General features: G+C 36.5%; 9 protein-coding genes. 1 reads left to right on the top strand and 8 read right to left on the bottom strand.

The features are described 5' to 3' along the window. Positions 1-63: 63 nt before the first annotated feature. From MY04_RS27610 to MY04_RS27620, 3 genes are read right to left on the bottom strand one after another with little or no spacing between them, the layout of a single operon-like run. A complete protein-coding gene (locus tag MY04_RS27610) occupies positions 64-1,632 on the bottom strand; it encodes a hypothetical protein (RefSeq protein WP_066216570.1) in 1,569 nt (522 codons plus the stop codon). A 21-nt stretch (positions 1,633-1,653) separates the two neighbouring features. Then, positions 1,654-3,399: a RagB/SusD family nutrient uptake outer membrane protein gene (locus tag MY04_RS27615; protein WP_066216573.1), complete on the bottom strand. Its 1,746-nt coding sequence runs from the start codon at positions 3,397-3,399 to the stop codon at positions 1,654-1,656. 23 nt (positions 3,400-3,422) lie between these two features. Then, positions 3,423-6,491 carry a SusC/RagA family TonB-linked outer membrane protein gene (locus tag MY04_RS27620; RefSeq protein ID WP_205960542.1) on the bottom strand — a complete coding sequence of 1,023 codons (3,069 nt, stop codon included), beginning with the start codon at positions 6,489-6,491 and terminating at the stop codon, positions 3,423-3,425. A gap of 326 nt (positions 6,492-6,817) precedes the next feature. Between MY04_RS27620 and MY04_RS27625 the strand changes: the two genes are divergently transcribed. Next, positions 6,818-8,497, top strand: a complete 1,680-nt coding sequence (locus MY04_RS27625) for a tetratricopeptide repeat protein (protein WP_066216579.1) — start codon at positions 6,818-6,820, stop codon at positions 8,495-8,497. Positions 8,498-8,569: 72 nt separating this feature from the next. Here the strand turns inward: MY04_RS27625 and MY04_RS27630 are convergent, their stop codons facing one another. The 5 genes from MY04_RS27630 to MY04_RS27650 all read right to left on the bottom strand — a co-directional run bounded on the left by MY04_RS27630 (position 8,570) and on the right by MY04_RS27650 (position 24,343). Next, positions 8,570-9,979, bottom strand: a complete 1,410-nt coding sequence (locus MY04_RS27630) for a sulfatase-like hydrolase/transferase (RefSeq protein ID WP_066216582.1) — start codon at positions 9,977-9,979, stop codon at positions 8,570-8,572. Between the two features lie 219 nt (positions 9,980-10,198). Then, positions 10,199-10,645: a hypothetical protein gene (locus MY04_RS27635; protein ID WP_066216584.1), complete on the bottom strand. Its 447-nt coding sequence runs from the start codon at positions 10,643-10,645 to the stop codon at positions 10,199-10,201. An 18-nt stretch (positions 10,646-10,663) separates the two neighbouring features. Next, positions 10,664-11,599, bottom strand: coding sequence for a PP2C family protein-serine/threonine phosphatase (locus MY04_RS27640; RefSeq protein ID WP_066216590.1), 936 nt, complete (start codon positions 11,597-11,599; stop codon positions 10,664-10,666). A gap of 176 nt (positions 11,600-11,775) precedes the next feature. Next, positions 11,776-17,643, bottom strand: a complete 5,868-nt coding sequence (locus MY04_RS27645; protein WP_066216593.1) for an Ig-like domain-containing protein — start codon at positions 17,641-17,643, stop codon at positions 11,776-11,778. A gap of 715 nt (positions 17,644-18,358) precedes the next feature. Further along, positions 18,359-24,343, bottom strand: a complete 5,985-nt coding sequence (locus MY04_RS27650; protein ID WP_084006186.1) for an Ig-like domain-containing protein — start codon at positions 24,341-24,343, stop codon at positions 18,359-18,361. Between the last annotated feature and the right edge of the window lie 255 nt (positions 24,344-24,598).

The raw sequence follows: 24,598 nt of genomic DNA on the forward strand, positions 1-24,598 counted from the left end.
AGTAATATTTAAGGGACTACCGTAACCCCGAAGGATTACGATAGTCTTTTATATAGATTCAGCTTATGGTCTTAATTCAACTTCTATTACACTAAAGTCATCAACATAGTATGTTAATGGAGCACCTCCACCGTAAGAGTTAAATGCTCTTAGCGTTGGCACTTTAGAGTCGTTACCCGAACAAGTATAGTAACCGAAGCTAACTTCCATCCAAACATTTTGTTTATCAGGATTAGCATCCAATTCAACTCTATTGGTCCAAGTTCCATTAAAATCAACCTCAAAACCTGCCCATCCAGCATAATTATCTAAATAAAGCATTGCAGTAATTAAGTAAGTTTTTCCTGCTACTGTTGGAACTTCATGTCCCGCTCCAGAACCATCAACATGTAACATAGCCATACTAGCATTTTCATCTGCCATGTGAATTTTTAAACTATTGGCTCCTGAATAAGCTTTCTCAGATGTAACTTCTGATGTATAATTATCAAAAGCTCCTCCCCATCCTGCTGGAATGAAGTTAGTGTCAAACGAATTTTCAATACCTTGATCAAAAGTTGAAGCTTCTAAGATATTTACTAATCCACCGATTGATATTAATTGGTCAGTGAATTGATCAACCGCTTTACCATCAGTTGATTGTAAAACACCTGGAGTATAAGAAACTTTAGCTGTATCGTTATAATAAACTTTTTCGCTACTTAGCTCCAATAAAACTTTATTTAAAGAGTTTGGATCTAAATAAGCTCTAGCTATAGCTACATCGCTATCAAGTGCATTGTTTTTAATGTGAACATTAAAAGTTGATACATCTAAAGATTTAGCATCAATTTCTCTACTAAAATCAAGAGCAATTAAATCTCCTTCAGTGTAAACATTCGTTAGCTCAACAGGGTCATTTGATGTGATTACTCGAATAGCATTTTCAAATAACAAAGCATCACTACCTTCTGGTCTTGAACGACTACCTGTTACGCTAACAGAATAATCACCTAGTTTTTTATACTGAACAATTGTCTCAGTCGCTTCACCTGCAATTATTTGTTGCTCATCGTAGATAACAGATTCAGGATCACCTCCATCAAATGTAAATGCCAGTCTTGTAGGCGATCCGATAGGAGTGATTGTATATTTCACCATTCTACCTGCCTGAACTTCATTCACTTGAGACAAGTCTAATTCATCTCCAGTACTACCATCTGCAAAATAATAATGTGCTTTTAATGATAAAGCTACAGAATCCAATACTGTAATAACAATTGCAGTATCTAAGTTAGCCGATTTCTGAACAGAATTCACGTAAGCAGCTCCTGCAAATTCTTGAGATAACAATACCTCTTTCTCACCAGCTTCATCAAACTGAATATGAATCAAATCTGCCGAAGATGATGTTTGATCTGTTGTACCTTCTATTACTGCACCCTCTGGAAGGGTCCAAGTTCTATTCACAATACCTTTTGAAGCATCTGTGAATGTGATAGAACCACCAACTTGTACCTGATTACCAAATTGGTATTCTGAAGTATATATTACTTGGTGATTTGGTTCAGCACCCGGAGCTTCCCAATCTTTCTTACATCCGTAGATTGCAAGAAGAGTTAGTAAACCAATTATATAATTAAATCTTTTCATTTCTTCTTTTGTTAGGATAGATTACAGTAAATCTGGGTTTGTTTGTACTTCATTAGCAGGTAATGGATAGTACTTGTGAACACTCTTATTATACTTCGCTGACTGCTCTACAAAGTTTTGGATGACATAACCGTTAATATATAATGGAGGTTGACCTACAATAGTTTGTTCATTATCCAATCTCCATTGTTCATCAACGGCTCTTCTATTAAGAGCTTCTCCTATAATATCCCATCTTCTTAAATCTTTCCATCTATGTCCTTCGAAAGAAAGCTCAGTTGGTCTTTCAACATATCTGATGTGCTCTCTGATAGTTTCTTGAGATGGAGTAACACGTGGTTGTGGTTGTCCCGTTACTTCTTCACTGATATTTAATTGAGGGAATTTGCCTTCTGCATCATTCGAGATATAATGAGATAATGTATACACACCGGCTCTCTCACGAACCATATCGATATATGTGATAGCATTATTGAATTGACCTAATTCGTTAATTGCTTCAGCATACATTAATAGAACATCAGCATAACGGATTAATCTAAAGTTGATTGGTGAAGTTTGACCGTTATTCTCAATATTTTCTAAAGTACCATTCCATCTAGTAAATTTCTTAATATAACCAGAGTGTCCACCACCCCACTTATATTGCTCGCCAGAAGAGTCTATCCATGGTCTTGTGAAATAAAGACCATAAAAATGAGGTACTAAAACTGAATTTTGAAGACGTTGAGAATGAGATTGACCAGCCGCATTAACAGGACTTGTAGGGTCAACTTCATCACTTAATAACAATTCATGTAAATAATGTGAAGAGGTTACAACATTATATCCACCTGCAGTAAGAATGTGAGTAAATGAATGCTCTAAGCTACTTGCTTCAGAAGGTGTTACATTACCACCTGCAATATTATCTACCCAATCTCTATTACTCGAAGGAGGTTTTACAGAAGTTGAGTAATTTACTTCAAAAATAGACTCAGAATTAAATTCATCTAACTCATTAAAATTAGCTCCGAAATCAGGATTTAAGCTATACTTGTTACTATCAATAACTTTCTTAAACTCTGCTGCAGCTTCTGCCCATTTTTGGTCGTATAAATACACTTTACCTAATAATGATGTAGCTGCACCCCAAGTCACTTTACCCAATTGGTTTTCTGGCCATTCCGTTGGAAGGTGCTCAGCAGCAAACTCCAAATCTGGAATAACTACTTCAGAAATTACCTCTGCTCTAGTATTTAATTTTCTATTTAAACTATCAGAATTAGCATAATACTTTGTATTAATTACTGCTCCATCGTAGTTATTTACTAGATCAAAATAATAAAATGCTCTAAGAGTTCTTGCTTGAGCAGCTACTTCTAGCTTTTCTTCATCAGACATTTCAACATCATCATTCTCGATATATGTAATTACCTGATTCGCTCTATTGATACCAATATACAATTCAGCCCATCTATTTTGAACTAAAGGATCACTATTCGTATAATTAAATAGTTTATAGATTGTATAACTACCATACCAAGTGTCACTTTTTGATAAGTCTGACATTGCCATTTCGCTAGAAATCTTATATCCAGATATTGTATTAAACTGTAAACCTGCATAAACAGTGTTTAAAGCATAATCAAAGTGACTTGAATTCTTCCAGAATGTTTCTGGAGTCAAAGCATTCGGGTTTGTCAATGTTAGAAACTTATCTTCATTACAACCTAAGAGTAATAAAGAAGTTAAAAACGTGATCAAACTATATTTTAATAATTTCATTTCTTCCTAATTTAATTTTTTAACTAAAAGTTAAATTTCACTCCACCTAAGAATCTTCTTGTAATAGGGTAACTACCCGTATCTACACCTCTCATGTAAAGACCATCTCCACCAACTTCTGGGTCATAACCAGAATAACCTGTAATTGTGAATGGGTTTTGAGCTGTTACATAGAATCTTAAAGAATTGACTTTATTGTTAAACCATTCTCTTGGTAAAGTATAACCTAAAGTGATGTTACGAATACGTAAATAACTACCATCTTCTAGGAAAAAGTCTGAGCTTGATCTTGTGTTTTGATGTTCAGAATTTGATCTTGCTGCTGCAATATCTGAATCTGGGTTTGCTGGAGTCCAAGCATATTGCATGTCCTTATGTCTACCCATACCATAAGAGTATAAACGTGCTCCATTATATACTTTAGCACCATGTGAGTAGTACAACTGAACAAATAGATCGAAACCTTTGTAATTCGCATTGATACCCATACCCATGTTGAATTTTGCTTGACCTGAACCAGCATACAATCTATCGTTGTCATCAATCACACCATCTCCATTCACATCACGATACATCATATCACCCATTTCAGCTTCAACACCTGGCATACTTTCGTTGTAAGCTTTTAGTTGCTCTTCTGTTTTGATTACACCTTGGCTTTCTAACAAGAAGAATGATCCTGCTGGGTAACCTTCTTTCAAGAATGTTGTATGATCTTGGAAACCAGCTCTAGTAGTAACTGGAATACCACCTCTAAAGGCAAAACCTTCAATACCATTCAAATCAGTTACTTCGTTTACATTACGAGAGAATGTGTAATTAACACCCCACTGTAAACCATTCTCGTGGATATGTTTGTAAGCTAAAGCGATTTCGTGTCCTTTGTTCACCATATTACCCGCATTCACCAAAATTGATGTATAAGGAGTAGCACTTCCGCCTGCTGGCTCAGTTACTGAAGTACCGAATGATGGAGGAATCGTCTGATCCAATAACATATCTCTTTTGATGTTGTTATAATAATCATATGAGATTGTTAAACGATCATTAAAGAATGCTAAGTCAACACCTAAGTTTCTTGAGATTGTTGTTTCCCATTTTAAATCTGGGTTTACATATCTTCTAAAAATTGCACCTGAACCTAAGCTTTCGCCATTTCCTGTTCCATACACATAATCAGCACCTGTTTCAATTCTTGGCATGAATGAGTAAGGCTCAATATTTTGGTTACCTACTTCACCAAAACTACCACGTAGTTTGAAACCTGTCATCACATCATTTAAAACTGAGTTCTTATAGAATTCTTCTTCACTAACATTCCAACCCACTGAAGCTCCATAGAATGTACCGTATCTATTATCTTTTGAGAAGTTAGACGATCCATCGTTTCTTACTGATAACGATACAAGATATCTATCATCGTAGTTGTATTGAGCTCTAAACATCTTACCAACTAAAGAGTTTTTAGAAATGTACTGCTGTGGTAAGAAGGCAATTGAACCAGCACTCAATACTTGAGTTTGATTATCTAAAAGATTCTCTGTTAGTACCGATTTTGTTTCAGTATTGTATTCTTCAAAAGAGTATACAGCTGTTAAACCTAGTGTATGCTTACCAAACGTTTTATTATAAGATAAGATGTTCTCAAAAGTTGTTGAGTTACTCTCATAATAATTGTAAGATAATCTAGAATTAATTTGAGAAGCACCTGCAGCTAAAGAACCATCTTCTCTATAAATTAAGAATTGAGGTTCAAAGAATCTATTTTCTGAAGAGTATGTATTTCTACCAAAGCTTGCTTTATATGTTAATCCTTTAATGATTTCATATTCTAAAGCCATTGCCAAGTTTGTAGACATTACTTCTGTTTCATTCTCTTTTGCTAACTGAGTAGCTAAATAACCAAACTGTTCTACTTGTTCTGTTTCAACTACAATACCGTTACCTCCTACTGGAACGTTCTGATCTAAACTAGGTACCCATGGTTTTTGAGCAATTGCTAGTTCATATAGACCCCATGGTTCTTGTTGTTTTTTCTCATCCGTAATCGCTACAGAAGCGAAAGCTTTGAATTTACCTTGTGTATATTCACCATTCATACGAGTTGTGAAACGCTCAAAACCAGAATTGATCAATACACCATCTTGGTTAAAGTAGTTTGTATTAACGTTGAATTTCAAATTCTTAGAACCACCTGATACTCCCAAGTTGTACGATTGCATTGCTGCATTGTTGTTTTGTACATCATTCACATAATTTGAGTTGATATAACCCGCATTAGGATTGAATAAGTATAGGTTTTGCATACCACCTTCTGCTTCAAATCTGTTGTGATCAACATATAATTGCTCTTGGTGGTTATTTAGTGGTGTATTCGAAGTAATGTTTTGAATACCTGCATATGCAGAGAAATCAACTGCTAATTTACCTTCTTCACCTCTTTTTGTAGTGATTAAGATTACACCACCTGCTGCTCTTGTACCATAAATAGAAGCGGCAGCACCATCTTTTAGGACATCAATACTCTTAATTTGTTCTGGAGCGATGTTTGGATTTCCTTGGAAAGGAATACCATCTACAATGTAAAGTGGAGCTCCTGATGATTTTGCAGAAACAATACCACGAATTTGGATATTTGCTTCATCACCTGGACGACCAGAACTTGCTTGTACATCTACACCAGCAATTTGACCTTGTAACGATTCGCCAAGATCTGAAGTAGGTACTTTCAAGATATCCTCAGACTTTACAGATCCAACAGCACCTGTTATTTCTTTCTTCTTTTGTGTACCGTAACCAATTACAACTACTTCATCTAAAGCTTCAACGTCAACGTTTAATTTGATATCAAGTTTCGTTTGCGTTGTAATTGGGATAATTTGCTCTGTGTAACCAATGTAAGAAACTACAATAGATTCTCCACTAGCTACGGCAAGGGTAAATTCCCCGTCAAAGTTAGTTGTGGTACCTTGGGTCGTATTTTGAATAATAACGTTTACCCCAGGTAATGGCTCATTCGAATCGGCGTCTGTCACTCGCCCTTTTAATAAAACATCCTGCGCATACAATTCAACCGGGACGATTGAGAGCATAGCTAGAGTCAGAATAATTTTAAAAAAATCATAAGCTTTACTCATACTCATAATAAGTTTAGATTAAAAAAGAGTAGTCTGCTAACCATTTCATTTCAAAGTATAATTCTTTAAATCAGCGGACAACTTTAATTTGAACAATAAGTGTTCGCGAAACCCTTAACAAATGTGTGAAATTTAAATTTAAATCACATATATTTGACTAGATTATTACTGAACAGACCGATCAAGTGTAGAAAAGACAACTAATATATACTGAACAATGAAATCCTATCTGTCTGTTTTACTGAGACTTAACTTTTACAAAAATTGAATTTTAATGAATTATGACTAGACATATCTTTCTCTTTATTTCTTGTTTATTTTTTTTAGAAAATCCACTTTTTTCAAAAAATACCCCCTATGAAAATCAAATTTCTTCTGAGAAAAGTGAATTAATTTCAAAAAAATCATCAAACAATAATGTAAAAAGTACGCAGCAACTCTATAAAGAAGCTGAAAAAATTAAGTTTGTTTTTCCAGATAGTGCAACTTCACTTTATCAGTATTCCATTTCCGAAGCCATTAAAAGTAAAGACAGTCTTCAATGGATTAAATCTTTAACAGGTTTGGCTTATTTATATGCACATAATGGAGAATTTGGAAATGCTTACGATGGTTATTGGGAAGCTTTAGGTATTGCAGATGAATACAATGATGACCTCTCTCGAGTAAACATATATAATGGTCTCGGTTGGCTATATAGTTTTTATGAAAGAACCGAATTATCGTACGATTACTTTAATAAAGCGGTTACTATTCTTAAAGCTAATAAAGACTTACCTCGATTTATTCTAATTGATAATTACTTTGCCATAGCCACAACTGCTCGAAAAGAAGGTGAATACGACATGGCTAGAAACTATTTAGATAGTTGTAAACATGTTAAGCAAACCACTCCAGAGTTAGTAGATGATAACAATAACTTTATTAATGCAGAATATGGTTACATTCTTTATGGTGAAGAAGAATATGAGGAAGCGTTAAAGGTATTATTACCTTTAGATACTTTTTTCACTACCAAACAACATAGTTATCTAGTGATTTATCATTATTTCTTGGGTAATGTATACAAGCAACTTAATGATTATAAAAAGAGCGAAAAATATTATGAGAGTGCCATTTTTGCTGGTATCAAACACAAATCTCACTCTGATAGAATACCTCTGATTTATGAAGCTTATTCCTATGTACTTCAAAAAAATAATAAGCTAAAGGAAGCCTACAAAATGCTGAAAATCTCAAAAGACTTAAACGAGAAACAATATGGTAGCCGACAAATAAGCAACAAGAAATTCCTTGAGATTAAGGATCAATTTAGAAAGAAGCAACAACAACAAAAGGAGTTACTTCAAAAACAAGAATTAGAACGTTTACAACAAGAAAGTAAGATCAACTACCTTAGAAATATTATTTTCTACGTAACTATTGGTGGATTGGTATTAGTCGTGTTTTTCGTCTATCGAAATTTAAGGAATAAGTTTAAAGCTAAACAAATGATCTTTATTGAGACGCAAAGGCTAGAAGAAGAAAAGATTCAAGAGGTTTTAGAGATCAAAAATAAAGAACTTACTTCTTCGGTTCTTCAGATTATTCAGCATGAGGAAACTTTAGCTGAAATTAAAAAGGAACTGATGGAACAGAAGAAAAAGCCTGATGCCAATCAATTAGGTAAATTGGCTAAGAAAATCAACTTAAATACCAATAACAACTGGAAGGAGTTCGAAGCACGTTTTGTAGAAGTAAATAAGAACTTCTATCAAGAACTAAATCAACGTTTCCCTAACCTTACTCAGGGTGATCAAAAAATTTGTGCTTTAATCAAATTAAACTTTGATAGTAAAGGGATGTCGAAATTATTGGGAATATCCACAGAATCAGTACATACTACTCGATATAGATTAAGAAAGAAACTTGGTTTATCTAGACAAGATAACCTTGAAGAGTTTATTTGTTTAATAGGATAGTGCTTATTCAATAAACAAAGGTCTTGATAAGTTAATTTATCAAGACCTTTGCTCTTTAATCTTGCTAGTTTTTTAATTCTCCTTATTATTTTGATTTTGCCTTTTGTATTTATCGATTCGTTCCATCGCCGCCCCTTCGTACTTTCTTTGTAATTGCCAGCGAGGTCGAGCCAATGTCAATTCCCAATCAAAAAGCATTTTATAGTACTCCTTAATTTTTTCAGGATATTTATCCGCTAAGTTATTTACTTCTGATAGGTCAGATGATAAATCATACAATTCAGCTGGACGATCGGGAAAACGTAAAAACTTCCAGTTCCCATCTCTAATCGCTCCTCTATTTTCCTTTTTCCAATAGAGTGTTTGATGTGGAACCTCAGATTTATCTCCTTTGAAATAAGGCAAAAGATTCACACCATCTATCCCTTCTAAATTTTCGACTTCCCCACCTCCTAAAGCGTAACATGTCGGTAAAAGATCTAAAGTACTCACTGAGGGAAGATACTCCCTAGGAAATTTCTTATGGTTAGGCATATGAAAAACAAAAGGTACTCTAATCCCTCCTTCATAATGATTTGCTTTTGTTCCGCTTAAAGGTGAATTATCAGAAGCATTAGCATCGGTGGGGCCTCCATTATCGTTGGTATAAATGATGATGGTATTTTTATCTAAACCACTCTTTTTTAAATGATCAAAAATACTTTGGCAAGCCTTATCCATGGTGAATGTCATGGCAGCTAATTGTTTACGTTTACCTTCCAATTCAGGAAATTCATTCAAATCTTCCTCTTTTGCATGCATTGGCGTATGCACTGCATTAAATGATAAGAACAAGAAGAAAGGTTCTTTTTGATGTGCATTTATAAACTGAATAGTTTCCTCTGCAAACACATCTGTAAGATAGCCTTCCGGTTCTTCAAAATGTTTAAACCCTCTTTCCATTCGATCTTCCTTTCGATGATTTGGGTGATTATCATCAAAAGGCCAGTAACTTCTAGCACCTCCTCTAAAGCCATAGAAAAAATCGAACCCTCTTTTAAAAGGATGGAATTGATCTGTATTCCCCATATGCCACTTCCCGATAATGCCAGTTTTATATCCAATTTCCTGCATATAATTACCTATCGTTTTCTGATCCAAAGGCAACCCCATTTCGTCATCAGCTAACTGATAATTTTGCATGTAACCCGGTACATTATTCTCTTCGAAACCAAATCTTTGTTGGTATTTACCTGTCAGTAAAGCGGCTCTAGAGGGACCACAAACAGCCCCTGCCACATAGGCTTGTGGACAAACAATACTCTGAGAAGCTAATTTATCCAAAGCTGGTGTTTTCATCACTTTGCTGCCTTGAAATCCGAAATCAGCATACCCTGCATCGTCAGATAATATTAAAATGATATTGGGTTTAGTTGAATTTGTTTGTGCATTTAAGTTTCCAATTAAGCATAAAAAGGAAAGTAATAATAATATGTATTTCATTTTATTTCGCTAAAAGTGTAATCAAAAAAGTGTTTTGTGAAATATATGTTTGCTTAATTTGAATGATGTAATATCAATCTAAAGATTAATAGTTAAATCATCAATTGAATGCACATTTACCACCTTTTTTTGTCATAATACATCACTTATTCTTTTACACTTCAGAAAAAAAGACGAGACTTTCTCAATTTCTTTAGAGAACTCCTCGTCTTCCTACTTTTAAGCTTCAATCGCCTCCTCAAGGCTCGATTTATATTCAATTTTTAGTTTATTAAAATGAAGGTTGGGATACTTTTCTTCAATCATTTTTCTCCCTGCCTTTACCGTATTTTCAAACCATGGTAGATTCTGTGGAAGAATCTTCACATGATGTCTCAAATCAAATTTTTTGTACATATAAGTTTTCCAATTCACAAAGTACCACTCCATAGAAGGCTGATGAAAAATTCGTAATGATTGCTTATCGAAGATAAATTTCTTCACTTTCAATTTAGGATAAGCCCTTGTGATGAATTGAAACACCTTTTTGAAATCATCAATCGGGATATAATCAATTAATGCTTCGCAGATAAGGACTTTCTTCTTAGGAAGGTAAGTCACTTTGGTATAATCATCTTTATAAAGCACTTCTGTGTGCTTATCAGTAGTTGTTTCTGTAAGTAACATATGGTTGAGTGTTTGATGTTAAAGTTGGATTCCCATCACAAAGATATCATCTATTTGTTGTCGTCCGCCTTTCCATTTTTCTAATACTTTTTCCAGTACCTTTGATTGGTTATCTATAGGGAAAGCAGCTATTTTGCTCAATAATGCTTTGAAGTTTTTCCGTTTGAACTTCTGATTTTCCTTGCCTCCAAACTGATCTAAATACCCATCAGAACTCAAGTAAATCATATCATTCTGTTTATAATCTAATTCCGAAGAGGTCAGTTTAAATACCCTTGTGGTTTTTTGACCAATAGAATAGTTCTCCCCTCTTAACTCTATCACCTCCTGCTTTACATTTTTATAATGATAGATTTTCTGATGAGTAGAACAATAATGCAGCTTACCAGACTTCATATTGATTGAGCAAAGGGATATATCCAATCCATCCGCATTCTTTTTTGTAGAACTGTCTTTATTTAGATAATCAAATAATCGTTCATCAAGATTTATAAGTATTTGATTAGGCAACAAGCCAGTAAATTCTCTAACAATATCATTTAATATCGAATTGATAATTACTGTCATAAATGCACCCGGAACACCATGTCCTGTACAATCAATTACAGCAAAATATTTGTAGGTAGTGCTCTCATAAAACCAATAAAAATCACCACTTACAATATCTTTTGGCTGATAAAAGATGAAGTGTGAATCAAAGATATCTTTTATTTGATGGTCTGGTAAAAGCATTTTTGATTGAATACTTTTCGCATAGCGGATACTTTGATACATTTTCTCGTTCACTTGTTCCACTTCCTGCTTCTTCTTTTCAAGTTCTTTATTGGCATCGTTCAGATAGTTCACCGTCATCTCCATCATTTGTTGCTGGGCGGCATTCCGTTCTTCAAGAACTTTAATCTGATCTAGGAATTGTTGCTTTTCGGTAGTAGTTATTGTAGAGTTAATATTCATGGTGTTATGTTTTGCTTACCATTGGAAAACTCCCAAATAATCAAATTGTTTAAACAAGTATTTACAATACAATAATAAATCATTCATTTTGAGTGGTATAAAAAAGAAGGCTGCCTCCATGTACAGAGACAGCCTTATAGAATATCAACTTTTAATTGATGTTATATCACAGCGGATTATTTAACAACAATCTTGATTTTATGATCAACCGAATTTCCTTTGATATTTAAGAAATAAACACCTGATGGAACACCCGATACTCCTAATTCATATACTCCATTAACTGCTTCAGAAGACGAAAGCATTTGCTTGCCTTCCAAAGTATATAAAGTGATGCTGTAGTTTCCATTTGCTAAACCTTTGATATACACCACATCTGATGCAGGCATTGGATATACCGTTGGAGCAACTGTCACCTCATCGATACTTGTAGGTTCTTCTGAGTTTTCAGCTTCAACGGTTACTTCAACAGATGCGGTTAAGTTACCTACTTCAGATGTTACGGTAATTGTTGCTACACCTTCTGCTACAGCAGTTAGTTCACCTGCAGCATCAATAGTGATTACATTTTCGTCTGATGAAGTCCAAACTAAGTTTAGAACTGAAGCGTCAACAGGAGTTGTTACTGCTGATAATTGAAGCGTTTCACCTACTTTTAAGGTTACGTTACCATTTTCGATAGTAATTCCCGTTGCTGGAACATTCACCATTACCTCGAAGCTATCTGATAATCCACCTTCAGCAGTTTCTGCAGTAATTGTTACAGTACCTTCTGCTACACCACAAAGGTTACCATAAGTATCTACTGTTACAATAGATGCGTCTGAAGTTTTCCAAACCACACCAACTGTACAATGATTCTCAGGACCAACTGTTGCCGTTAACTGCACACAGTTTCCTTTATCCATTGTTGTTGGTTTTGTATCAATTGTTATTGCTGATGGTGCTACACAAGTAACATCATCTGCTACATTGATTTGAGCAGTTGCTGTAAACGATCCATCATTAGTCGTTACCGTAATTGTAGCCACACCGCTTCCTACAGCAGACACCAAACCGTTCGCATTTACTGTAGCGACATTTGCATTATCCGTCATCCAAGACACTGTCTTATCTGATGCATTTGCTGGAGCAACATCAGCAGGTAGTTGTAATGTTTCACCCACCGTTAAATCTGCAGAATTCGAGTTTAACGATACGCCTGTTACATTGATTACTTCAGGAGTAGTGTTTTCAATTGGAGTAAGCACAAACTTATCCAAGTTCCATTGCCAAGCTTCAGTACCTGAAGCTACTAATCTTACTGTATGCGTACCTGATAAAGTCACAGTATGAGCAGATTTTAACGGTTGGTAATTTTCCCATCCGCCAGTAACTGGCACAGCGTCTTCACCTACGGAATTACCATCAAGAACAAATTCTATAGCAATTCCTGCATCGTTTGGAGTTGAGATGTAATACGTGATTTCATACTCACCATTACCTTCTACAGTATATTCTGCCCAGTCTCCGTTATTACCCCAATTGATGCCAACATCATTATTAACTCCGAAACCATTTCCAGGTCCACCCCATACACTATCATCAACTTCTCCACCTGTATTTTCCATAGTTTCTGCTTCGATGACAATTTCAGTAGCAGGCACATATTCATTTCCTGATACCGTAACTGTAGCTGTTGCCGTCTTACTTTGATCTACAGTAGTAACAGTAATTGTTGCAGTACCTTCTGCCACACCTGTAACTACTCCGTTTGCATCTACTGTAGCCACACCCTCATTATCAGACGACCAAGTAACATTTAAGTTATCTGCATTTGCTGGAACCACATTCGCTTCCAATCCTTTCATCTGATGAATATCCAATGCAATAGCAGTTGTTGTTAAATTAACCCCTGTTACATAGATTGGTACTCTCTCGATCACTGTAATTTCGATAGTTGCTGATTGAGATCCTGTTTGAACAGTAATCGTTGCCGTACCCAAACTTACACCTGTTACTTTACCATTAGAATCTACAGTGGCTACACTAGAATTACTTGATGACCACGATGCCACTTCCTTACAAGCAGTTGCTGGCAATTGATTATCAGATAGCTGTATCGTTCTACCTTCCATTACTTCCGATTCGGCAGCAACAATTTCAACACCTGTAATTGTTCCACTACAATCAGGAATCTCACCAGTAAATGCCATGTCGAAGTAATCCAAGTTCCATTGCCATGGAGATGTACCGTTACCCATTAAACCAATTTTTACTACACCCTGAGGTAAAGTAACCGCTTGATCTAACTTTACAGGAACAAAATTATCCCATGCACCTGTAGGTACTTTTTTGCTACCTACGCTTGCTGCATTAACGAACATTTCTACAACGCCATCTTCTACTTCAGTACCAGCTGCAAAAGTGATTTCATAATCACCTCCTTGAGGAATATATACTTCATATTCAACAAAATCACCTTGCTGAACGTTATTGATAGCTTTTCCTTTTGAAGCACCTGCGTTATCGTAAATTCCGATATCGCCTACAGCACCACCCATAGCAGTAAATGTTTCTGCTTCAATTCTTAAAGTAGTTCCAACTGTTACCACACTCATTGCTGAAATTTGAGGGCTAGATGCTGAAGTAACTGTTAAGTTCAAAGTACCTTGATTGGCAGTAGCTGTAATCTTACCATTTGGATCCACCGATGCAATGTTATCATCAAATGACCATTGTAATGATTTTTCTGTTGTCCATTCTGGAACGAAGATAGGCTCTACTTGGAATGATCCGTTCGGGAAGATCGTAATCTCTTCAGGAATGATGATCGCTGTTGGCTCAACAACGACAGCACTTTTTACTTCAATAGTTACCTCTTCGAATAAACCGCCATCGTTTAGAGTACCTCTAATTACAGAAGAACCCACTGACACTCCCGTTACCACACCGTTTGCATCTACTGTAGCTATCGCTTCGTTTGAAGATGTCCAGTTTACAGATGTATCATATGCGTCTGCAGGCATTACTTCAGCAGTTACTGGAACTGTTTCACCTACAGCTACTTCTCTCAACCAATCTAAGATGCTGATACTTTCAGGACGAATTCTATCTAAAATGGAGATCGTAGAAGAACATTCTGTAATTACAGACGCACCCTCTAAAGCTGTTACTTTAATAGTATATTCACCAATGGCTGGAACTTCAGCTAAGGTCACTTCCACCATTAATTGCTCTTTACCTAATACTTCTGCTTCAGTTGAACCGCTACCCAATACAGTCGATCCATCTAAGATTTCAACTTTTACTTCTCTTGTACCTAGTAGGTTGACGAATACATCAAAATTGTAAGTAGTGTTACCTGTCACCTCTTGCGGTAGGGCATCACAGTAGATCACCTCATCACCTACAATACCAACGTTTACATCAATTGAAGCCGATTGACCATCAACTGTTGCAGTAATTGTTGCGGCACCTCCAATCACTAAACCTTGAATCTTACCTGTGTTCGGATCTACTGAAACAACCTCAGGATTAGAACTTGTCCATACAATTTCTTGGTCTGTAGCATCTTCTGGTAAGATAGTTACATTTAAAGGGGTAGTTACATAAAAATCAACATCTAAAGTTGCCCCTTCTTCAAACGTTACTGAAGCAACAAGAGTGTTTGCAAATGCAATTGCTGTAATTGAATGAGTTGCTGTAATTCCTCCATCTGCAGCAGTTGCTGTAATTATTGCAGTACCTGATGATGCTACCGCAGTAACTACACCAAATTCGTCTACTGTAGCTACAGAAGTATTACTTGATGACCATGTTAAAGCTTTATTTGTTGCGTCTTCTGGAACAAAAGAAGCTACTAAAGATTCCGATCTACCTTGCATTAATTCAGAAGATCCATCTACTGATAAACCAGTAAGAGCAACAGTACTTTCTGCACTACGACCCGGTGCTTTAGAGAAATCGAATACTTGAATTTGAGCAGTCGCCCAATCCGAAGGTGCATTTGATCTACATTCAATAGTATTGTTTGCTTGAAGTACTCCTGCAGGAATTTCCAGTTCCAATACTGCCAAAGTTTGGTTTCTATTGTCGGTATCAGTACCTCTCCAATTGCCATCAAATGGTAATACAGTACCATTTAGTGTCACCTCAATAGAACTCATATGTACTTTAAAGAAAGCACCTGCAATTCTTAGTGTAGCTTCATAGTTTTCAGACGGTACAACTACATTGTTTACTTGCGTAGACATGGTAGTACCTGTCATGTGAATTAATTCCGATCCAAATGGGTGAGTACCAGAACCAATTTTTTCGCCCATAAACTTACGCTCTTCAAGAGTTTCGCTCAAATTGACAGGATTAGCAAAAGTATATTCCAGAATCATTGTCGCATCGTTCAATAATTTTACTGAACCTGGAGCTGTATTCAATTCAATTTCATCTAATGCTGGCTGACCTGCAGTACCTTTGTTCATATCAAGATATAAGTTCTTGATCATTACTTTTTGGATAGGGTTACCAAACTCTTCATACATAGAAAGGTTGATGTTTTTCTCATTATCCTCAAGGTTATTTAGGATCACATACAGTGTATTACCGTTGGCATAAGCATTTACTTGAACGTCTGGGTTCGAAGCTTTTGTCTCCACTCTTGTCCCTTTAACGTTCGACCATAATTCGAAGAATTTGATATACTCTGACCATTCCCAGTTACCATTCGCATCAGGGTGCATCATGGCATAAGGATAACGTAAATTTTGATCTGGAATATCCCCCCAAACTGCTTTTACAGGTGTAAAAGGCATTGATTTCGTAATGTAATCTGGACGCTCCAAGAACTGCATAAACATAGAGTTGAAAGGTTTTAAACATTCCCAATCAATTCTCTTTTGATCATACACTCCTGGCCTGTTGTTATCGTTATAGGTACCATTTACAGCACCAAATTCAGAAACGATCATTTCTTTTCTAGTACCTGTTTTGTAAAGGTCGTACCATTCTAAAATATCTAACATAGCTTCAGTATGGCCACCTGCTCTTGTTGCTGATGGTGCATCATTATTATTGATTGCCCAACCCGGCCAATCATAAATATGGATGGAATAAAAGTCCATGTTTTCACCACAAGTATCGATAAATCCTTGCCACATGATATCCCATTGGTACCATGGTTCATCTCTATAATTATTCGCTTCAGAATCCATCATGTTATGATAGATATCGTAACCGTCTCCTTCTAACCATTGATCAAGATAGTTTTCGTCATAACGAGAAATACCATCTCTTAAGTGAAAGTCATGAAGACCCCAAGTCATACCACCTACTTTAGGACGGTTTGGATTATTCGCTCCAAAACGTTCTCTAATACCTAAAGCAACTAAATTATGGTATTCCCAAATTTTTTCTTGAGAAGTACAAGTCATATGACCTGTCATCATCGGCATGTCCGGCTCGTTAATCACTTCCCAATAGTAAGGAAGAGGTTCACCTGGCTCGCCATCTGCTTTACGGAAGAAGTAATCAAGGTAATTCACTACCCACTCTGCAGAAACATCTACATCATAAGGTTGCCAACCTGTCCAAGTAGTACCATCTCCATTCCAGCTTAAAGTTGGATAGGTAGGGTGAGGGTTGGTACCTAAGATCATTTCTTTTGATCTCTTTTCGTATTGGTGTGTATTAAAGTCTTTTTCATACTCACCTTTTAACCAACCGCCCAATGATTTCATATGATCAATTGAAGGCCAATTAGGTCGATTTGGGTCTTCTTCTGTGGCAGAGAATTTCCAAGTAGCCGATCCATTATCGCGACCAAAATAAGTATCAAGGTCGTTTAATAAATAGTCTAACTTATCTTCCTCTCCATCCCAATCTGTTTCGAAAGCAGTGCCGTGAATGGTCATATAATCTTCTCTGTTAAATTCGGAAGCGCCATTCACTGAGTGTTTAAAGTTTACGTTAACATCCACGTTAACGTCTTGTGCTTGAGTTATTACTCCACAAGTCAGAAGCAGTAAAAGTGTAAAAACCCTTCTGCTTAGCTTAGTAAAATAGTTCATCTTATATTAAAAAGTAATAATTAACATTTCAAAAGTTCTCTCCAATAGTTGCTGATATAAAGTAGAAAAATAAAGTTGGACGAGAAGTTTCATAGTTGGAGCAATAGTACTTACTATCACTGTTTTTTCGTTTGTAATTCTATTACGAACTGTTTCTAGTTTATCTATTCATTCAGTAATGTTTTAAGTATTATACATCTATTTCGGTCGCCTTATTTTATGTCATTAAATAACACTTGTAGTTTTGGGGTTTCGAAAACGTTTCATTTTTGAAAACTACAAGTGTATTTAATACGTATTCAATTTTCTAAATAATACTTAACGACTCAATAAATCCAACTAGACAAAAACTGTATAGCTATTTTTAAGCTGATTTTTACTAGGCAAAAAATCTAAACAAGCTGACAAGTTGATATTTAACTACTAGACTTTCCTATTAAAAAAGCTCTTATTAGAGTCATTTTAGACTATATGATTTGAACATCATAAATTGGTTCTTCTAACAGCTACTGTACTTTAAGGTGTTCTTAGGAATTAAAATATTTACAGTAAAAGTTGGGTTCTTATTAGAAATTTATCCTCATTTTTTACAGATTATCCACAATAGACATTAAAATTCACACCCGAAAAAGGCTATAGTTTAGGGTAGTTTGGAGGCAATAAAAAAACGGGTCTCTGTTTCCAAAGACCCGCTAGAGTGTTACAAAATATCAGCTTATTTTTTCACCGAAATTCTTTGTTTTAAATCAACACCTTCACCCACAATTCTAATTAAGTAGATACCTGCCGGCAACTTACTTACATTGAATTGATGAGAATATCTAAAGTCAATCTTCGTATTATAGATTTCTTGACCATTTACATTATACAATGCAACCATATACGTTCCATTAGCAATACCACCTAGGTTGATCACCTCAGAAGATGGGTTAGGATAGATATTCATCTTAGAACCAACTAACTCTTGACCAATTTGTCTTGAAGAAGAAGAACCTGTTGATAAGATCACTTTATCTAAGTTCCATTGCCATGCATTCGAACCTGAAGCAACAAAACGAACGGTATGCGTTCCTACAGATAGATTCACAGTATTTGATGCCATTAATGAAGTATATGCATCCCACTGACCGTTATTTGGTACATTATCAGTAGTGACTACATTACCATCAACAAGTACTTGAATTTGAGCGTTATCTGTTGGAGTAGAGATCATATAATTAATATCATACACTCCTGCCGTTGCTATATTTACAGTATATTCAGCATAATCACCTGAGTTCACCCAGTTAATTCCTAAATCATTTACTTTATTTACACCGAACGGAACAAAACCATCGTTATACGTACCACCTGTTGATACAAAATCTTCTGCTTCGATCACTAAAGTGGCACTTCCTCCATTTACAGTTACAGAAGCTGATGCTTGATAATTTCCATCCACAGTAGACACTGTAATTGTAGCAGTACCTGCACTTACAGCTGAAACTAAACCGTTATCATCTACCGTAGCCACTGATGTATTATCCGAAGACCAAGTTACTGACTGATTAGTAGCATTTGCTGGAAGAACACTTGCCACAAGAGAAGCTGTTTGAGATGGATCTAATGTTAAAGAAGTAGCTGATAGCGTAACTCCTGTTACATTAACATCTCCTCCACCTGAAACTGGATTCAGCACAATCTTATCCAAGTTCCATTGCCAAGCATTCGATCCTGAAGCCACCAAACGAATAGTGTGAGTTCCCGATAATGTCAACTGATGTGCAGAAGTTAATAAAGTATAGTTATCCCATTCTCCATTGTTAGGCACATTATCAGATCCTATTGACTGACCATCTAATTGAATTTCGATAGCCGCATTTGTCATTGGAGTAGAGATATAATAATCTACCCCATAAACACCATTTCCTGTGACTGTATATTCAACATAATCACCTGAATTGACATAGTTAATGCCTAATCCATCTACTTTATTTGCGCCAAAAGGAACAAAACCGTCGTTGTAATTACCTCCAGTAGCTACAAAGTCTTCTGCTTCAATCACCAATGGATTCCCCTCACCTGCTTTAGTAACATTTACTGTTGCTGTTGCTTGGTAATTTCCATCTACTGTAGCAACCGTAATCGTAGCCATACCTTCAGATACACCTGTAACAAATCCGTTTGCTACTGTTGCGACTAAAGCATTTGAAGTTGACCATGTCACTGATTTATTCGATGCATTTGCAGGAAGTACAGTTTCTACTAACTGAGTTGAGTTACCTTCTACTAGATTTAGAGAAGTTGTGTTTAGCGACACACCTGTTACATCATTAATGACAGTACTTACAGTAACATCCGAAGATGCAACAAAAGTACCTGAAACTGTTGTTGCAGAAATCACCGCAGAACCATTAGTTACAGCGGAAACAAGTCCTGTACTTGATACAGTAGCCACTGAAGGATTAGAAGAACTCCAAACAACAGATTTATTTGTTGCATTCGCAGGAGCAACCGTAGCAGTTAACTGTTGGCTACCACCTACATTTAGTTGTACATCTGATGGAGAAACTACCACACCCGTTACTAATACTTCTTGAACTGTTAAGTTTTGAGTTGCTGTAAAACCACTTGCAGTTGCTGTAATTGTTACATTCCCAGCAGCAACACCTGTTACTTGTCCGCTATTATTTACAGTAGCAACATTTGTATTAGAAGAAGTCCATACTACAGAATTGTCACATGGAATAGCCCCACCTACCGTCTGTAAATTAGCACCTAAAGTTGATGTATTTCCAATAGTAATAGTTGTAGAAGAAGCGTTGATCGTAATACCAGTAACAGCACCACAATCACCTCCTTGATAAGCCAATTGGAAGTAATCCATGTTCCACTGCCAATCTGATGTACCCGATGCCACTAAACCAATAGTTACTGTTCCTTGAGGAAGTGTAACATCTTGATCAAGTGTTACCGCCGCAAACGCATCCCAATCGTTCATTGGTACTTGTTTCGAACCTTGACTTGATCCGTTTACATACATCTCAATAACACCGTCTTCCAAACCTGTACCAGCAAAGAAAGTAGCTCTATACTGTCCTGCTTGAGGTACAAATACTTCGAACTCTACAAAATCACCTGCTTGAACATTATTGATGGCCTGACCTTTAGAAGCTGAGGCTAAATCATAAATTCCGATTTCACCAACTGCACCACCCATTGCAGAGAACGATTCTGCTTCAACCGTTAAAGTTGTACCTATAGTTACAGCACTTGTCGTAGAAACAGCCGGACTAGTCGATGAAGTCGCTGTTAAAGTTACTGTACCTTGAGTTGTTGTAGCTGTAATCACTCCATTAGCATCTACACTTGCAATTGAACCATCAATAGACCAATTGATATTTTTCTCTGTTGTCCATTCAGGAACAAAAATAGGAGTGACTTGGAAGTTCCCTCCAGGGAAAACGGTAATATCAGAAGGAATTTGGATAGAAGTTGGTTGAACTACCACTTGGTTTTTCACTTGTACCGTTACTTCTTGATACAAACCGCCATCTTGTAAAGTACCTCTAATAACTGTAGAACCTAAAGCTGCACCTGTAATTGTACCATCCGCTGAAACAGAGGCAACTGCAGGATTAGACGAAGTCCAAAGTACTGTTTTATCATATGCATCAGCAGGTAATACTTCAGCAGCGATAGGTAATGTTTGTCCTACTTCAACTTCTCTTAACCAATCCACTAAAGTGATGCTTGATGGTCTGATTCTATCCAAAATAGATAAAGTCCTCGTACATTGAGCGACTGTCTGACCACCGTTTAAAGCTGTTACTCTTAAAGTATAATTACCAATTGATGGTACATTCGATAATGCTAAATCCACAGAAATGAACTCTTTACCTTTCACGTCTGCTACAGTCGAACCACTACCTAATACCGTAGCACCTGATAATAATTCCACTTTCACTTCTCTAGAACCTAATAAGTTCACAGATACATCAAAAGTATAGTTTGTATTTCCTGTTACCTCTGAAGGTAAAGCATCACAGTAGATTTCTTCATCACCAACAATACCTACATTTACAGTCGTCGAAGTCGATTTTCCACCTACAGTTGCTGTAATCACCGCAGACTCACCAATCACTAAACCTTGAATTTTACCAGTAGAAGCGTTTACTGCTACGGCATCAGGATTTGAACTTGACCAAACTACTTCCTGATCTGTTGCATCTTCAGGAGTAATCGTTACTGTTAAAGGAGTATATACATAAAACTCTGCATCTACAGAAGCTCCTTCGTTAATAGTTACCGATGCTACAGGAGTAGCAGAGAATGGAATAGCATTGATTGTATGTGATGCTGATACACTACCGTCTGCACTAGTTGCTGTAATTGTTGTTGAACCTGATGTTGCTACTGCTGTAATTACACCAAATTCATCTACTGTTGCTACAGAAGGATTACTTGATAACCACGTTAACGCTTTATTCGTTGCATTCTCTGGAGCAAAAGTAGTAGCTAAAGATGTTTCTTTACCTTGCATTAATTCTTGGTCACCGCTTAATGAAACTGAAGTTAATGCTACTGTATTTACACCACTACGACCTGGCTCTTTTGAGAAATCAAATACTTGGATTTGAGTAGTTGCCCAATCCACTGGAGCATTTGATTGACACTCAATTGTATTATTTGCTTGTAAAAGACCTGCAGGGATATCCAATTCAAGTACACCTAACCATTGGTTTCTTAAATCTTCCATTGCACCTCTCCAGTTGCCATCGTGCTGAATTTCAACACCATTAATCGTCACTTTTACAGAGCTTAAATGCGCCTTGAAGAACGCTCCAGAAACTCTTAATGTTGCTTCGTAAGCACCACTAGGAACGACTACATTGTTTACTTGAGTCGTTAATGATGTACTGTTTTTATGAATCAATTCGCTACCGAAAGGATGGAAACCGTCGCCGATTTTATCACCCATAAACTTCGTTTCGTTTAATGTCTCGCTCAAGTTTACTGGGTTGGCAAAAGTGTATTCTAATACCATTGTTGCATCGTTCAATAATTTAACTGAACCTGGAGCCGTTTTCACATTAATCACATCCAATGCAGGTTGACCTGCTGTCCCTTTGTTCATATCAAGATATAAGTTCTTGATCATGACATTCTGTACTGGGTTAGCGAAATCATCATACATCGCTAAGTTGATTGTCTTTTCGTTGTCCTCTAAGTTGTTCAAAATTAGATACAACTTATTTCCATCAGCGTAAGCATTTACTTGAACATCTGGGTTCGAAGCTTTTGTCTCGATTCTTGTTCCCTTTACATTACTCCACAGCTCAAAGAATTTGATGTACTCCGACCATTGCCAAACACCATTTGCATCCGGCTGCATCATCGCATATGGATAACGTAAGTTTTGATCTGGTGTATCACCCCAAATGGCTTTCGTAGGTGTAAATGGCATCGATTTCGTAATGTAATCCGGACGCTCTAAGAATTGCATGAACATAGAGTTGAAAGGCTTTAAACACTCCCAGTCAATTCTTTTCGAATCAAATCTACCTGGTGTATTTTGAGTGTTATAACCACCGTTTACAGCACCAAATTCAGATACAATCATTTCTTTTCTTGTACCTGTTTTGTATAAATCATACCATTCCAAGATATCCAACATCGCTTCTGTATGTCCACCTGCTCTAGTTGCCGAAGGCTTATCATCACCATTTAAATCCCAACCTGGCCAGTCGTAAATGTGAATAGAATAGAAGTCCATGTTCTCACCACAAGTATCCATAAAACCCTGCCACATCACATCCCATTGATACCAAGGAGTTGTTCTGTAATTGTTGGCTTCTGAATCCATCATGTTGTGGTAAGTAATTAAACCTTCTCCATCTAAGTATTGATCCAAATAGTTTTCGTCATAACGAGAAATACCATCTGCTAAATGGAAATCATGAAGTCCCCACGTCATACCTCCTACTTTAGGACGGTTAGGGTTATTTACCCCAAAACGCTCTCTAATACCTAAAGCGACTAGGTTATGGTATTCCCAGATTTTTTCTTGTGATGTACATGTCATATGACCTGTCATCATCGGCATATCCGGCTCGTTTATTACCTCCCAATAGTAAGGAAGTGGCTCACCTGGAGAACCATCCGCTTTACGGAAAAAGTAATCTAAATAGTTTACTACCCACTCTGCTGATACATCCACATCATAAGGTTGCCAACCTGTCCAAGTATTACCATCACCGTTCCAGCTTAGCGTTGGATAAGTTGGGTGAGGGTTCGTACCCATAATCATTTCTTTCGATCTTGCTTCGAATTGATGAGAGTTGAAATCCTTATCGTACTCACCTCTTAACCAAGTACCCAATTCTACCATATGATCCACTGAGGGCCAATTTGGACGATTAGGATCTTCTTCTGTTGCTGAGAACTTCCAAGTAGCAGAGCCGTTATCACGACCAAAATAGGTATCAAGGTCATTCAACAGGTAATCCAACTTGTCTTCTTCACCGTCCCAATCTGTTTCGAAAGCGGTCGCGTGAAGTGTCATGTAATTTTCTCTGTTAAATTCAGAGGCTCCATTTACGGAGTGTTTGATGTTTAAGTTTACGTCTACATTGACGTCTTGTGCATTGGTTGCGTACACACAAGAAACCAACAGAAGAATGAGATAAAATCTTCTGCGGAACATTGTAAAATAGTTCATTTTAAAAGTAATAAATTAACATTTCAAAAAATCGCTCAGTTTGATTTGTTGCTATGAGCGACGTCTAAAGTTTGGAAGGGAATGATTCCCCCTTGGATAATTAAGCTGGTGCGATAGAACACTGTTCTATCCTTGGTTATTCATGCATTTCAAATCATTTAGTAAAACATTCATTTCATAGTTAAGTATAATTGGAATGTGTACAAGACTTTATAAGTGTATCTTGTACATTCCCAATTTTCGAATGTTTTCTCT

It is taken from the genome of Flammeovirga sp. MY04 (assembly GCF_001682195.2).
GTDB classification, from domain to species: domain Bacteria; phylum Bacteroidota; class Bacteroidia; order Cytophagales; family Flammeovirgaceae; genus Flammeovirga; species Flammeovirga yaeyamensis.